At 28.9% G+C, this 16,761-nt stretch carries 8 protein-coding genes; all 8 read left to right on the top strand.

The features are described from left to right. The first annotated feature begins 19 nt into the window (after positions 1-19). The 8 genes from NQ543_RS01425 (at position 20) to NQ543_RS01460 (ending at position 16,747) form a co-directional block, all read left to right on the top strand. Positions 20-3,391: a beta-N-acetylglucosaminidase domain-containing protein gene (locus NQ543_RS01425; RefSeq protein WP_004610584.1), complete on the top strand. Its 3,372-nt coding sequence runs from the start codon at positions 20-22 to the stop codon at positions 3,389-3,391. A gap of 193 nt (positions 3,392-3,584) precedes the next feature. After that, on the top strand, positions 3,585-4,994 hold the full coding sequence (locus NQ543_RS01430) for an amidophosphoribosyltransferase (RefSeq protein WP_004610583.1): 1,410 nt from the start codon (positions 3,585-3,587) through the stop codon (positions 4,992-4,994). A gap of 43 nt (positions 4,995-5,037) precedes the next feature. Further along, positions 5,038-5,406 (top strand): fluoride efflux transporter CrcB, encoded by a 369-nt coding sequence (gene crcB / locus NQ543_RS01435; protein ID WP_004610582.1) that lies wholly within the window; start codon positions 5,038-5,040, stop codon positions 5,404-5,406. A gap of 55 nt (positions 5,407-5,461) precedes the next feature. After that, positions 5,462-7,462, top strand: a complete 2,001-nt coding sequence (locus NQ543_RS01440) for a penicillin-binding transpeptidase domain-containing protein (RefSeq protein WP_004610581.1) — start codon at positions 5,462-5,464, stop codon at positions 7,460-7,462. Between the two features lie 305 nt (positions 7,463-7,767). Next, a complete protein-coding gene (gene trpS, locus NQ543_RS01445; RefSeq protein WP_004610580.1) occupies positions 7,768-8,841 on the top strand; it encodes a tryptophan--tRNA ligase in 1,074 nt (357 codons plus the stop codon). A 74-nt stretch (positions 8,842-8,915) separates the two neighbouring features. Further along, the gene (gene eutH, locus NQ543_RS01450) at positions 8,916-9,986 is read left to right on the top strand and encodes an ethanolamine utilization protein EutH (RefSeq protein ID WP_039904713.1); all 1,071 of its coding nucleotides are present in this window, start codon (positions 8,916-8,918) and stop codon (positions 9,984-9,986) included. A 22-nt stretch (positions 9,987-10,008) separates the two neighbouring features. After that, entirely contained in the window at positions 10,009-11,457 is a 1,449-nt protein-coding gene (locus NQ543_RS01455) for an IS1096 element passenger TnpR family protein (protein ID WP_039904710.1), read from the top strand. Positions 11,458-11,809: 352 nt separating this feature from the next. After that, complete coding sequence (locus tag NQ543_RS01460; RefSeq protein ID WP_004610577.1) at positions 11,810-16,747, top strand: LamG-like jellyroll fold domain-containing protein; 4,938 nt, start codon at positions 11,810-11,812, stop codon at positions 16,745-16,747. Positions 16,748-16,761: the final 14 nt, after the last annotated feature.

Raw genomic sequence — 16,761 nt, forward strand, 5'->3', positions numbered from 1 at the left:
ATGATGAAAGGGAAAAGGTATGAATAATAAAAAGATTAAAACAGCGTTGGTAGCAGCAATGTTAACATCAACTATGGCTTATAATATACCAGCAATTAATGCTACTACGTTAACTCAAAAAAGTGTTGATAATCCAGTTTTAGTACCAACACCTAAGAAAGTAACTTATGAAGAAAATATTCTTGCTATAACTAATTCGGTTAATATTAAAGGAAAAGATGTAGCTGATGCAGATGCAGTTAGAGAATTAACTGAATTTTTAGAAAGTAATTCAATTACTGTAAATGATGATTATCAAGAAGGATCTACTACTATTATTATCGGTGAAGAAGATGATGAAGTAGATGGTTTAGATGCAACTAGAGATAATTTAGGATTGGTAGATGCAGATACTTTAGATGATGAAGGGTATGTATTAGCTGTTGATAGCGATAATAATGGAACTGTATTAATCGAAGGTAAAGATGGTGATGGAACATTCTATGGGGTTCAAACATTGACACAATTAGCAGTTAATGATGAAGGAGTTTTAAAATCAAAAGAAGCTAAAATTGAAGATGAACCTACAATGACAACTAGAGGATCTATTGAAGGTTTCTATGGTAACCCATGGTCTCATCAAGATAGATTAAATCAAATTGAATTTTATGGTAAATCAAAATTAAATACATATATCTATGCTCCAAAAGATGATGTATATCATCGTGAAAAATGGCGTGATCCTTATCCAGAAAATGAAATGGGACGCATGAATGAGTTGATTGAAACTTCTAAACAAAATAAAGTTGATTTTGTATTTGCACTTTCTCCAGGTATTGATATTCAATTAACAGGTGAAAATGCAGAAGCGGATTATCAAGCTTTAGTTAATAAATGTCAAGCAATGTATGATATGGGAGTTAGAAGTTTTGCTATTTTCTTCGATGATATTGCAAATAAACAAGGAACAGAACAAGCAAATTTATTAAATCGTTTTAATAAAGAATTTATTCAAGCTAAAGGTGATATTACACCATTAATTACTGTTCCAACTGAATATGATACAAATGCAATGAGTAATGGAACTGAATTAAATACTTATACTAAGAATTTTAGTGAAACATTAGATTCAAGTATTAAAGTATTATGGACAGGAACTGCAGTGGTACCTGAAGGAATTGATATTGCTAATGCTGAATTTATTAAAAGTATTTATGGTGAACGTGTAGGTATTTGGTGGAATTATCCAGTTACTGATTATATTACTGATAAATTAGGATTGGGACCAGTTTATGGATTAGATAAAGGATTAGCTAATGAATTAGATTTCTTAGTAATGAATCCAATGGAACATGCTGATTTATCAAAAATAACTTTATCTACTGGTGCTGATTATTCATGGAATACTGAAGCGTATGATTATGATAAATCATTTAAAGATAGTATTACAAATATATATGGTGATTTAGCACCATATATGTATACTTTTGCTAACCATTCTACAAGATTGGTAGCAGGATGGGCTTCTACTGGTAGAGCCGATGCGCCAGAAGTAAGAGCATTAATGGATGAATTTATTAAGAAAAATGCAAAAGGTCAAGATGCTAGCGCAGAAATCGAAGCATTGACTACTGAATTTGATAATATGATTCTTGCTGCAGATAAATTACAAGAATTATTGCCAGCTGATCAATTAAGTCATTGTGATGCAAATTTAAATAAATTAAGAAGTTTAGGTGAAAATGATAAACTAGCTTTAGAGTTATTTATTGCTTATAGTGAAGGTGATAGTGAAAGCATTGATTCGTTAAAGAGTACATTAAATGCAAATTTACCATCATTAAAAGCAGGTAAAAAAGTATCTGAATTAACTGCGTTAGAATTTATTAATGAAGCAGTTAACTATAATCCAAATGCTGTTGCAGGATTTGAAGTTTCAAGTACTTTTGTTACTCCAGGGCAAGAAATTCAATTAACTAACACAAGTTCTGTTTCTTCAACTGATTTAAAATGGACTTTTGAAGGTGCAAATATTGAAACAAGTACTGAAGAAAATCCAGTAATTAGTTATGATAAAGAAGGGGTTTATACAATCTCATTAAAAGCTAAAAATAAATTAGGAGAAGATGAAGAGGTAAAAACAGGAATTATAACTGTTTCTAATGAAGCAAATAATGAAATAGTTAACTTATCAAAAGGAAAAACAGCTACAGCATCAAGTTATACAGCAGCTTCTGAAGCACCGGAAAAAGCAATTGATGGTATTACATCAACAAAATGGTGTGCAACAGGTTATAACAGACCACATACATTATATATTGATTTAGAACAAGAAATGACAGTTACAAATGTAACAATTTCACATGCAGAAATTGGTGGAGAAGGTTCTGGATTGAATACCCGTGATTATCGTATCGAAGTAAGTAAAGATGGTAATGAATATGTTGAAGTTGCAAATGTAAAAGAAAATGTTGCAGGATTAACTAGCGATAATGTTCCAGTAAGTATTGCAAGATATGTTAAATTAATTGTTGATACACCAACACAAGGTGGAGATTCAGCAGCAAGAATTTATGAAGTTGAAGTAAATGGTTTAGAAAAAGCTATTACTCTTCCACCAGTTTATGTTGAAGAAGCTGAAAAAACAGCATTAAAGATTGCAGTAGATTTAGCTAATGCAATTACTGATGAAGATTTAGCTAATGTTGTACCAGCAGTAGCTGATGAATTCATTGCAGCAAGAGATGAAGCTAATACTATCTACAATGATGCTAGTGCAACTCAAGAACAAGTAAATAATGCATTTGATAGACTTGCTAGTGCAATGCATATGTTAGACTTTAAACAAGGCGATAAAACAGCATTAAAAGCATTCATCGATAAAGTCAGCGGATTAGAAGCTGATAAGTATACTGAGGATACATGGACAGCATTTGAAACAGAATTAAATGAAGCAATTGCTGTATACGAAGATTTAAATGCAATTCAAGAAGAAGTAAACAATGCATACAGTGAATTAGTAACAGCATTCTTGAACTTAAGATTAATTCCAGATAAGAGCTTATTAGAAGAATTAATCAATAAGGCAGAAGGATTAAACGGAGTAAACTATACAAAAGCATCATATGCTGTAGTAGAAAATGCTTTATTAACAGCAAAAGCAGTATTTGATAATCCAAATGCCACTCAAAAAGAAGTAGATAATGCAAAAGCAACATTAGAAAAAGCAATAGCCGGATTACAAGCAAATCCAAGTACACCATCAAATGTAGAGAATACAGTAAGTACACCAGTAAATAATGGTGATACTACAAGTGTAAAAACAGGAGATGATATTAATATGTTAGGAACACTTGGATTAATTTCATCATTAAGTGTTATTACATTTCTTAAAAAGAAAAGAAAAAAATAGTAAAATAATAAAGAAACAGTGACAATATTTATTGTTACTGTTCTTTTTTGATACAGGAATATTATGTTTAATAGTTAAAAGATAGTGCCATTTTTTTATTTGTTTGTAAATTTTTTATTTAAATGATAAAAAAATGTAGGAAATTTGTGATAAATAATATACAATAGAAATGTAAAATTAGGAGGAATTAATAATGAGTGGATTTTTTGGTGTAGCCTCAAAAGAGAGCTGTGTATTGGATTTGTTTTTTGGAGTTGATTATCATTCACATTTAGGAACAAGACGTGCTGGAATGGCAGTACATGGAGCTGATGGATTTCAAAGATCAATTCATAATATTCAAAACTCTCCTTTTCGAACTAAATTTGAAAAGGATATTGAAGAATTTGAGGGTAATTTAGGTGTTGGATGTATTTCTGATAATGAAGCACAACCTTTATTAGTTAAATCTAGTGTAGGATCGTTCGCTATTACTACTGTTGGTAGAATTAATAATTTAGAACAGTTAAAAAATGAGTGTTTTGATAATGGAACAACACATTTTTTAGAAATGAGTTCTGGAGAAATTAATCCAACCGAATTAGTAGCAGCATTAATTAGTCAAAAAGATAATATTGTTGAAGGGATTAAGCATGCTCAAGAATTAATAAAAGGGTCAATGAGTATTTTAATTTTAACAGCTGAAGGAATATATGCGGCAAGAGATAAATTGGGTAGAACACCTATAATTATCGGGGAAAAATCAAGTGGGTATTGTGTAACATTTGAAAGCAGTGCTTTTTTAAATCTGGGGTATCATCATTATCGTGATTTAGGTCCTGGAGAAATTATTTTTATGCAACCAAATAAAATTGAAGTTAAACAAGAACCAGGAGATAAAATGAAAATTTGTTCATTCTTATGGGTTTACTATGGTTATCCAACTTCAACTTATGAAGGCGTAAATGTTGAATGCATGCGTAATCGCTGTGGTAGTTTATTAGCAGGACGAGATGATGTTCATCCAGATTGTGTTGCTGGGGTACCAGATTCAGGAATAGCTCATGCAGTAGGATATTCTAATGCATCTAATATACCGTTTGCTAGACCATTTATTAAATATACGCCAACTTGGCCTCGTTCATTTATGCCTACGAGCCAAAAACAACGTAACATGATTGCAAAAATGAAATTAATTCCAGTAAAAGAGTTAATCAAAGATAAAAAGTTATTATTGATTGATGATTCGATTGTTCGTGGAACACAATTAGGGGAAACAACACAATTCTTATATGATAGTGGTGCAAAAGAAGTTCATGTACGTCCAGCATGTCCACCAATTATGTTTGGATGTAAATATTTAAATTTCTCACGTTCTAGTTCAGAATTGGATTTGATTACACGTCGTGTGATTCAAAAATTAGAAGGTGATAATGTTAGTGAAGAAGTATTAAAAGAATACGCTGATCCTGATAGTGAAAGATACAAAACAATGTGTGAAGAAATTAGAAGACGTTCTAATTTTACATCACTTAGATATCATCGTTTAGATGATATGATTGAAGCAATTGGTTTAGATAAATGTAAATTATGTACTTATTGTTGGGACGGTAATGAAGATTAGGACTGTGTTTACAGTCCTTTTGTTATAAAAAAGGGGTATTTAAATGATTGAATGTTTGGTAGTTGGAATAGGTGGATTTATTGGTGCTATCTGTCGTTATTTAATGGGATTGGTACCAATTAAAGTAACTTTTTTAAATACAATGATTATTAATATTATTGGAGCAATGGTAATTGGGGTAGTTGTTGCTTTAGGTAGTAAATATTCGTTAGATAATAGAGTTATATTATTTTTAAAGACAGGGATATGTGGAGGTTTTACTACTTTTTCAACTTTTTCTTTGGAAACAGTTGATTTAATTAGCAATGGGAAAGTTCTAACAGCATTTATATATGTAGTATTGACAGTTATATTTTGTATATTGGCAGTGTGGTTGGGAAAATGTATTGTGGTTAAGCAAAGTATTTTTTAGTTGATGATATATTGAAAGAAAGATGATATACTTAAGTTGTTAGGAGGAAATTAATATGTATGATGTTTATTATAAAAGAAATAATCAAAAGAAGATTATTTTAATTATTGTAGGTATAATTGCAGTTGTAATTGTTGGAGTTATCGCATTTATGCTATTATCAGGGGATGATTCTAAAAAAGTATTAGAGGATTACTATGCAAAAGTTGAGCAAGGTAAATATAAGCAACTTTATGAAATGCTTGATGATGAATCTAAAAAAAATTATAGTCAGGATGAGTTTATAGAAAGAAATGAAAATATCTATGAAGGTATTGAAGCAAAAAATATTAGTATTGAAATTACAGATAATGAAGATGGAAAGTTAAAATATCATGTAAATATGGATACTCTTGCAGGGAAAGCAGAGTTTGATAATGAAACAGTAATAAGTGATGGAAAAATATCTTGGGATGATAGTTTTATTTATCCTACTTTAAAAAAAGATTATAAAATAAGGGTTCGTCAAGATGAAGCCACTAGAGGAAATATAAATGATAGAAATGGAAATATGTTAGCTGGTGAAGGTGAAGCATATTTAGTAGGATTAGTACCAGGTAAGTTAAATGGTGAAAATGATTATGAAAAAATAGGACAGTTATTAGGATTGACAAAAGAAAGTATTCAAAAAACAATGAGTGCTTCATGGATTAAAGATGATTCGTTTGTTCCTTTGAAAACAATTACTAAAAATGATGAAACATTGAAAAATAATTTATTAACAGTACCTGGGGTTAAGTTATCAACAACAATTGTAAGAACATATCCATATGGTGAAGTAACATCACATTTAATAGGATATATGCAAAAAGTAAATGCAGATGATTTAAAAAAACATAAAGGTGAAGGATACAGTGAAACATCATATATTGGACGTAGTGGAATTGAAGCAGCGTATGAAAAAGAGCTAAAAGGAACAGATGGTGTAGAAATATATGTTGCTAATAATAATGGTGATGAAATTTCTAGTATCGTTAGTCAAGAAAGAGAAGATGGAAAAGATATTAATTTAACTATTGATATAAATTTACAAAATGAGCTATATAATGCTTATCAACAAGATAAAAGTGCTTCTGTAGCAATGAATCCTAATACAGGAGAAATTCTTGCATTAGTAAGTACGCCATCATTTAATAGTAATGATTTTATTTTAGGAATATCTACAGAAAAATGGGATGAATTAAATAATAATGAAATGAAGCCATTGAATAATCGTTTTAAAGCAACGTTTGTTCCTGGGTCTTCTATGAAACCAATTACTGGTGCAATTGGTTTAGATACTGATTCATTAGATAAGGATAAAGATTTTAATGCCGAAATGAAATGGCAAAAAGATTCGAATTGGGGAAGTTATTATGTAACAACCTTACATGCACCAGAACCTAATAATTTAAAAAATGCATTGATTTATTCAGATAATGTATATTTTGCAAAAGCTGCATTAGAAATCGGTAAAGATAATCTAGAAAGTGGTTATAAAAAGTTAAAAATTGGTGAAAAAATTCCATTTGAATTATCTTTAAATAAATCACAATACACAAGTGATAAATTTAATGATGAAATTCAAATTGCAGATAGTGGTTATGGACAAGGTCAAATACTAATGAATCCAGTTCAAATGGCATCTATTTATAGTGCTTTTGTAAATAATGGAGATATCATGACGCCATATATTGTCCAAGATACGGATTCAAAAATATGGATTGAAAATGCTTTTAGTGAAGCTACAGCAAAAGAAATATGTGAAGATTTAAAAGGTGTTATTAACGATCCAAATGGAACTGCTTATGCAATGAATAGCAGTAAATATCAATTAGCAGGTAAAACAGGAACTGGTGAAATTAAAGCATCACAAGATGATACAACTGGCACTGAAATTGGATGGTTTACAGTTATGACAGTTGATAGTGATAATCCAACTCTTATTACATCAATGGTAGAAGATGTAAAAAATAGAGGTGGCAGTGGTTATGTTGTCAATCATACAAAACAATTATTGGATAATTATTTAAAGTAAAGTGATGGATTATTAAAAATAGTATTGACTTCAAAGTTATTAAGTTTTATCATAAAAATGTTAGTAAATTCGATTATCTAGGAATAGTAGTTAACAATGTTTTAATTTAAGAGACTTGATGGGTGGTGAAAATCAAGATAAAACAGTTAATGAATGGACCTGGCTAGAAGCAAAATGAACCCATTGGAAGTAGTGGCGCCGTGCTTTTCGCGTTAAGAAAAACAGACATGATGGTGTCTTACAAGGTGGCATAGCGGTTTTTATCCTTGAGGATAAAAACCTTTTTATTTAAAGGAGTTTTAGAGATGAAAAATATTATTTTAACAGGTGATCGTCCTACAGGTAGATTACACTTAGGACATTATGTAGGCTCTCTTAGAAGAAGGGTTGAATTACAAAATTCAGGAAATTTTGATGAAATTTATATAATGATAGCTGATTCACAAGCATTAACTGATAATGCAGATAATCCAGAAAAAGTACGTCGTAATATTTTAGAAGTAGCTTTAGATTATATGTCAGTTGGATTAGATCCTGAAAAATCAACAATGTTTATTCAATCACAAGTTCCAGCATTGTTTGAATTTACAGCTTATTATATGAATTTAGTAACTGTTTCAAGATTACAAAGAAATCCAACTATTAAAGAAGAAATTAAACAACGTGGATTTGAAACTAGTATACCAGTAGGATTTTTAAACTATCCGGTATCTCAAGCAGCAGATATTACTGCTTTTGATGCAACATGTGTACCAGTAGGGGAAGATCAAATGCCATTGATTGAACAAACTAAAGAAATTGTTCATAGTTTTAATCGTATTTATGGTGATGTTTTGGTTGAACCAAAAATCATGCTTTCAGAAAATGAAGTTTGTCAAAGATTACCAGGAATTGATGGTAAAGCAAAAATGTCTAAATCGATCGGTAACTGTATTTATTTATCTGATTCTAGTGAAGAAGTTAAAAAGAAAGTTATGAGTATGTATACTGATCCTAATCATTTAAAAGTTTCAGATCCAGGAACAGTTGAGGGAAATACGGTATTTACATATTTAGATTGTTTTTGTAAAGATGAGTATTTTGAAAAATATTTACCTGATTATAAAAATCTTGATGAATTAAAAGATCATTACCGTAGAGGTGGTTTAGGTGATGTCAAGATCAAAAAATTCTTATTTAATGTTTTAGAAGAAACATTAAACCCAATTAGAGCTAAACGTAGTGAATTAGAACAAAATATAACTTATGTTATGAAAGTATTAGAAGAAGGTTGTATAAAGGCTAATGAAAAAGCAAATAATACTTTAAAAAGAACTAAGGAAGCAATGAAAATCAATTATTTCGATAGTCAAGATAGTATAACTGAATATTTTAAATAAAAGCCCATGAGGGCTTTTTTCTTGTTTATAAGAATGATAAAATACTATCAGAATATTGAAAGATGAGGGAAACTATGAATTTTTTTATTTTAATTATGTTGTTTATATGTTTAATTGGTTTATTAGATAAGATATTAAATAATCGATTAGGATTAGTAGAATCATTTGATAGGGGAATTAACTCAATGGGAAGTATTGCAATGAGTATGATAGGTTTTTATTGTATTGCAATTACGTTGATTCAAAATAATGTTGATGTAATTACAAATATTAGTAAAAATTCTTTGCTTGATCCTAGTATTATTATTGGTAGTATTTTAGCACCAGATATGGGTGGTTTTTCAATCGTATCTGGTTTACATAATGAAGCATTTTTAATATTTTCTGGCGTGATTTTAACATCAACATTAGGACAAACAATTAGTTTTCAATTGCCTATTTTTTTAGCTTCTTTAAAAAAAGATGATTTACATCCTTTTATTAATGGGCTTGTATATGGGATATTAAGTTTACCGTTTGTTTTAATAGTAGTTGCATTGTATTTAAATATTCCACATTTATTGATTAATTTATTGCCAATTTTAGTTTTGTGTATTGTATTAGTAATTGGTTTATATTTCTCTTATGAAAAAACAATTTTTATATTAACTTTATTTGGTTATATCATTAGAATATTAAGTATTGTTTTATTTGGAATGGTAGTATTACAATTATTTTTTAATAAGCTGCCTTTTACTAGTGAAAAGCTAATTAGCGAGGCAATGGTAATTGTTTTAAGGATGTGCATTGTAGTATGTGGTTCTGTGATTTTAAGCGATTTTATTATCAAAAGATTTTCTAAAGTTATCTTTATGGTTGGACAAAAATTAGGAATTAATAGTACTAGTGTAATGGGACTTTTATTAAGTTTAGGAACTAGTATTGCAATGGTTCCATTGTTTAGTCAAATGGATCGTAAAGGGAAGATGATGAATGCAGCTTTTAGTGTTGCAGGCGCATATGTGTTTGGTGGACAATTAGGTTTTATTTCTAGTGTTGTTGATAATCAGGGAGTTTTGATATTTATATTAAGTAAACTTGCTGCTGGTATAATTGCAATTGTTTTTGTAATGTTATTTTATAAAGAAAAGGAAAGTTTAAAGTAAGATGATTATAAAGGAGAATTTTATGAGGGGATATAGATTAACAATAAGATTAAAAAATAGTAGTAAGGCAATTTATAGGGTAGTAGAGCTACCTAGTAAATTATCATTTCATGATTTGCATTTTATTATTCAAGAAATGTTTGGGTTTGAAAATATTTTTGAATATATGTTTAATTTAGATTTAAATGATAATAATGAGATTTTGGAATCAAAATTAGTTAATAAAATGGTTTTTGAATATTTATATGGATTTGATTATTGTTGGAGCTTTGAAATTAGTGTTATGCAATTAGATGATTTTGACGATATTCCAAAAGTAATCGATTTTAAAGGAGACAATTTATGTGAAGATTATAGTGGAGTTAAAGAGTTTGAAAAACTATGTGATGAAAATAATCTTGATAGATTTGATTTGAATTTTATTAATAATATATTGCTTCGCTATCAAATTGAAGATGTGATCAATAATAATGAAATTAAATATGATTATATTGATGTAATAAGTGAAATAAAAGATTTAATTGATTGTAAAAATTTTGAAGGTTGTTTAAAATATAAAATTAATTCTAATGCAACAATCTATTGGGTAATTATTAAGACGATAAAAGGTTATGTTATTGAAATGTTTGATGATTATGATGAAATGTTAGAAGGTTTTTATAATTTGTATGTTGGAGAGATTAACCGTGCTTTTGGACATTTTTATACATTTATTTTAAATAATGAAAAAACAGAAATTGCTGATGCACTAGATAATGATGGAAAAATATTAGCATTTTATAATGAACCAGGATTTATACCGAGTTTAATTGAAATGAAAGTAAGCGAAGATATATTAAATTGGTTAAAAGATTTAGTAGTTGCTTTAAAGAACGATAGTAATATTAGTGAAGTAGATGAAATTATTGAAATTAATATAAAAGATTTTAAATTTATTGATAGTAATATATATGTACATGAACCAAAAGTTAAAATAAATGATTTTGATAATGGATATCGTGGAAATGAAAAAATAATTTCATCACTGATTTCAAATGAACGAACTTGTTTGGATATTGTCACTTTACCATCATTAGAAACATGTAATACAGGTGAATTACAAATATATGCTGTTATTGCATCGGAAAGTGATTATATTATTAGAGAAGTATTTTTACCTGATAAAAACTTGATGATGGAAACTTTAATAGATATTATGATTGAATTTTTTAATCATAATGGAGTAGTTAAGGAAATAACTGTTAATAATTTAAATATTTATTTTATGATTTATAGTTTTTTAATGGATAATGGAATTAAAATAAATGAGGAAAATATTGATTTAGAAATTAGTATGGCAGTTGCAGATGCATTTGGAATTAATGATGAAATTGATGATATATCGTTAAATGAGTTATTCGAGGAATTTGAAGATGAAGAAGTTGAAATTCGATTAGATGATAATTTAGATAAAAAAGAATTATTAAACTAAATATATTTAGTTAGTTCATATTTAATTCATACATCAATGATAGGATAATCATGTCGAAAGACAACTATAATAATTTGTAAAATATATTAATCCCCTCATATATGTTTTACAACCCATAATGATGGATGTTTCCCTCTCCCATAAATTGCATCCATCATGAAAAAAGAAGCCGTTAGGCTTCTTTTTTTCATTTACACTGATTTTTTTATAACTTAGTTTGTATTTACATTATAAAAATTATAAACTTTTAAATAAAATGTGTAATTAATGTAAGCGCTTATTTTGTTATAATGAACGTATATCTTTATTAAAGAAAATATATAAGAGAATATTTAAAGAAAGGGGAAAGGTTATGAAAAAATTAAAAAAATTTAGTCTCTTATTACTTGTATTGATAATGATTTTTTCATCTAGTAATGTGTATAGTTATGCTATAGATGAAGATTTATTATTACAAGTAAACTTTGATGAAAATGTTCAAGATTTATCAGGAAATGAAAATCATGGAAAAATTAAAGGGGATATTGAGTATGTAGATGGTGTAAAAGGAAAAGCAGTACACATTACTAATAGTAATGGAAGCACTAGTGCTAAAGCTGAACAATATATTGATTTTGGAAAAAATATTAAATTTACAAATCAGGATTTTGCAATTTCTTTTTGGTATAAGAGTGATAATGGTGTTAGTGCTGGGGGTGCATTAATATCAAATAAAGATTTTAATAGTGGTGCTAATAAAGGATTAAATATTGGAGATTTTGATACTGGGCTTAGGGTTAATTTTACACCAGAAAGTAGTAATCGATATGATGTTTATAACTTTGCACCAATTGATGGAATCTGGCATCATGTTGCAGTTAATTTTGATCGCGATGGTTATATTGAAACTTATTTAGATGGTAAGTCAACAGGCAAAACAGACATTTCAAATGCAGTCGATAAGGATATTGATGTTGCGAATTTTGTTGTCGGTGCTGATGGATATTTAAAAAATGGTTTAAACAATGCTTATCTTGATGAGTTAAAAGTATATTCTAAATTAATGAGTAAAGAAGAGATTCTAGCTGATTATGAGCTTAATGATGATGAAATTTTACATTTAAGCTTTAATGATGAAAATGCTAATGATGTGAGTGGTAATGGAAATCACGGTGAAGCATTTGATGTGACATATGAACAAGGTGTGGATGGAAAAGCAGCACATATAGTAAATGCTAACGGAAGTTCAAGTAAAAAGGCGTCATCATATATCAATTTAGGTGATCAGATTGATTTTAGTACAAATGATTTCACAATTAGTTTTTGGTATAAAAGTAATGTTGGTAATGAAAATGGCGGAACTATTATTTCTAATAAAGATTATGATAGTGGTGTAAATGATGGATTTGCGATTGGAAGTTTTACAAAAGAAATACGTGCTAATTTTGCTTTTGGTGGAAGCCGTAAAGATATTAAATTTACACCTATTGATGGTTTGTGGCATCACAATGTTATAACATTTGATCGAGATGGTAAAATGATTACTTATACCGATGGTGCAAAAAGTGGAGAAGCTGATATTTCTAAATATGCAAATGATAACATTAATCTTGGAGATTTAGTTATAGGTGCAGATCGTGATAAATGTTATGGTTTATTAGATAGTTATTTAGATGAGGTTAAAGTTTTTACTTCGGTCAAATCTGGTTATGAGGTAGAAAAATTATATCAAGAATTTAAAACAGTAATTGGCGATAGATTACTTTCTGCTTCTTTTGATGGTAATGTTGAAGATGCTAGTGGAAATCATAATAATGGAAAAATTCAAGGAAATGTTGAATATGTAGATGGTGTAAAAGGAAAAGCAGTACACATTACTAATAGTAACGGAAGCACTAGTGCTAAAGCTGAACAATATATTGATTTTGGAAAAAATATTAAATTTACAAATCAGGATTTTGCAATTTCTTTTTGGTATAAGAGTGATAATGGTGTTAATGCTGGGGGTGCATTAATATCAAATAAAGATTTTAATAGTGGTGCTAATAAAGGATTAAATATTGGAGATTTTGATACTGGGCTTAGGGTTAATTTTACACCAGAAAGTAGTAATCGATATGATGTTTATAACTTTGCACCAATTGATGGAATCTGGCATCATGTTGCAGTTAATTTTGATCGCGATGGTTATATTGAAACTTATTTAGATGGTAAGTCAACAGGCAAAACAGACATTTCAAATGCAGTCGATAAGGATATTGATGTTGCGAATTTTGTTGTCGGTGCTGATGGATATTTTAAAAATGGTTTAAACAATGCTTATCTTGATGAGTTAGATGTATATAATCGTTTGATGGATATTAATGAAATTAAATTACAATACGATAGAACATATTTACAATATATAGTAAATGAAGCTGATAAATTTTATCAAGAAGCAAGTGAAAATATTAAATATGATCAAGCAAAATTAGCGGCTCTTAAAGAGGTAATTAATAAGGCTAAAGTTGCAATTGAAAATAATGATTATAGTAATATAACTATTTTAGTAAATGATATTAATGATAAAATTAACGATGCTAAAGAAGGTGTTGAAGGCGTTATTAATGGACAAGTTTTATATTTAAGTTTTGATAATGAAAATACTAATGATGATTCAGGTCGTGAAAATCATGGAGCTGGTGTTGGTGATCTAAGTTATGAAAATGGAGTTATTGGTAAAGCAATTCATATTCAAAATGAAAATGGTAGTACTATGCAAACTGCAAAACAATATATTAATTTTGGACAACCAGATGATTTAAAATTTAAAACAGAAGATTTTGCAATTTCATTTTGGTATAAAACAGTTGATGGTGGTGGAAAAGAAGCAGCAATTATCTCAAATAAAGATTGGTCAACTGGTGGCAATGTTGGAGTGAATATTGGTAATTTTGGTGATAGTATCCGTGTTAATTATACTGGAGAAGATTGTAGTCGAGATGATATTTATGGTTTAAGTGCTAATGATGATAATTGGCATTATATTGTAGTTAATTTTGATCGTGATAATCAAATTAGTGCGTATATTGATGGTAATTTAGAAAAAACAGTTAGTATTAAAGATACATATGGTAAAACAATTGATGCAACTGATTTTGTAATTGGTGCAGATGGTAATAAAACACAGGGAATTAACAATGCTTATCTTGATGAAGTTCGAGTAATGAAGAGGTTATTTACAGAAACAGAAATTGATAATTATTATTTACCGTATCGTTTAAAGATGAAACTAGCTGAATATACTCAAATTTTAAATGAAGCTAAAGAATCTGGTTATGAACAAGAAAAAATAAATGAATTTGAAAAAGTGATTAATGAGGTAAACGAAGCAAAAGATAGTGCTGATAGTACAACAATGCGCAAGTTAATTAAAAAATTAACTCTTGCATTTGATCGTTTCCAAATTACTGAAACACCAATTATGAGTTTCCAAGTTCTTTCAGATGTTCATATTGATGGAAGTGATGATAATAATAAATCAAGACAAAACTTAATTGACGCTTTAGAAGATATTTCAGTTCTTGATCCTACAAGTTCAGCAATCATGTTTCCAGGAGATATTACTGATAGTGGTTCTGAAGCTCAATATAAATCATTTTATAATATTATTGAAAAATATAATTTTACTAAAAGTATAATCGCATTAGGAAATCATGATGTGCGTTGGCTATGTTCTGGTGACGATAGAAATGAACCAGGTGCTAATATTCCAACGTGTAAATATGGCACATCTCCATTTAAAGAACGTTATTTAAAATACAATACACCGTATATGGATGGAACAACAGATCAATTATATTTTGATACATGGATTAATAATTATCATTTTATTACATTAAATACTGAAAAAGATTTAAAAGATAATGCTTATTTATCTAATGAACAATTAAATTGGTTAAAAGATGTGATTAAGGAAGGTGCTCATAAAGATAAACCAATATTTATTCAAATACATCAAACATTTACAAACACTGCTGATCATGAATCATTAGATTTAATTGGTGAACAAGAAGAAGCATTAAAAGAAATTCTAAAAGATTATCCACAGTCAATTATTTTTACCGGACATGTCCATAATGGAATCGATTTAGCAAAAGTATACCAAGAAGAATATGGTTATGTCGTAGATGTTCCAGCATTTAAATATCAATCTTATGGTGATTCAATAGCTCAAATTGGATATCAAGTAAATGTTTTTGAAGATAGAGTAGAAATTAGACCGAGAGATTATAAAAATGATTTGTGGTTAGATGAATATAAAACAGACATTTTATTTGATAAAGAAATAGACAAAACAACATTGCAAACATTATATGATGAATGTTTAACATTAAAAGAGGATGAATATACAAACGAAAGTTGGTCAAGTTTTAAAACTGCAATGGATGAGGCAAAAGCGATCATAGATAAACAAGATGCAACACAAGAAGAAGTGGATAATGCAGTTAAAACATTACAAGCTGCAAAAGATGCTTTAGTAAAAGTAGTTGGTGGTAGTGACAAAACAGCATTAAAGATTGCAGTAGATCTAGCTAATGCAATTACTGATGAAGATTTAGCTAATGTTGTATCAGCAGTAGCTGATGAATTCAAAGTGGCAAGAGATGAAGCTAACGCAGTTTATAATGATTTAACAGCTTCACAAGAAGAAGTAAATAATGCATTTGATAGGCTTGCTAACGCTATGCATATGTTAGACTTTAAACAAGGCGATAAAACAGCATTAAAAGCATTTATCGATAAAGTTAGCGGATTAGAAGCTGATAATTATACTGAGGATACATGGACAGCATTTGAAACAGAATTAAATGAAGCAATTGCTGTATACGAAGATTTAAATGCAATGCAAGAAGAAGTAAACACAGCTTACAGTGAGTTAGTAACAGCATTCTTGAATTTAAGATTAATTCCAGATAAGAGTTTATTAGAAGATTTAATCAATCAAGCAGAAGGATTAGACAGTGCAAACTATACAAAAGCATCATATGCTGTAGTAGAAAATGCTTTATTAACAGCAAAAGTAGTATATGAAAATCCAAATGCAACACAAGAAGAAGTAAATAGTGCAAAAGATGTATTAGAAAAAGCAATCAATAGCTTAGAAGCAAATACAACAACACCAGTAGACAATACTGCAAAAACACCAGTAAATAATGGTGATACAACTGCAAGTGTAAAAACAGGTGATGATGCACTAGTAGGAACATTAGCAGGACTTGCATTATTAAGTGTAGCTGGATATGTAGTATTAAGAAGAAAACAAAATTAATTTAGAAAATGGCA

Origin of the sequence: Thomasclavelia spiroformis DSM 1552 (genome assembly GCF_025149465.1) — a bacterium.
Taxonomy (GTDB): Bacteria; Bacillota_I; Bacilli_A; order Erysipelotrichales; family Coprobacillaceae; genus Thomasclavelia; species Thomasclavelia spiroformis.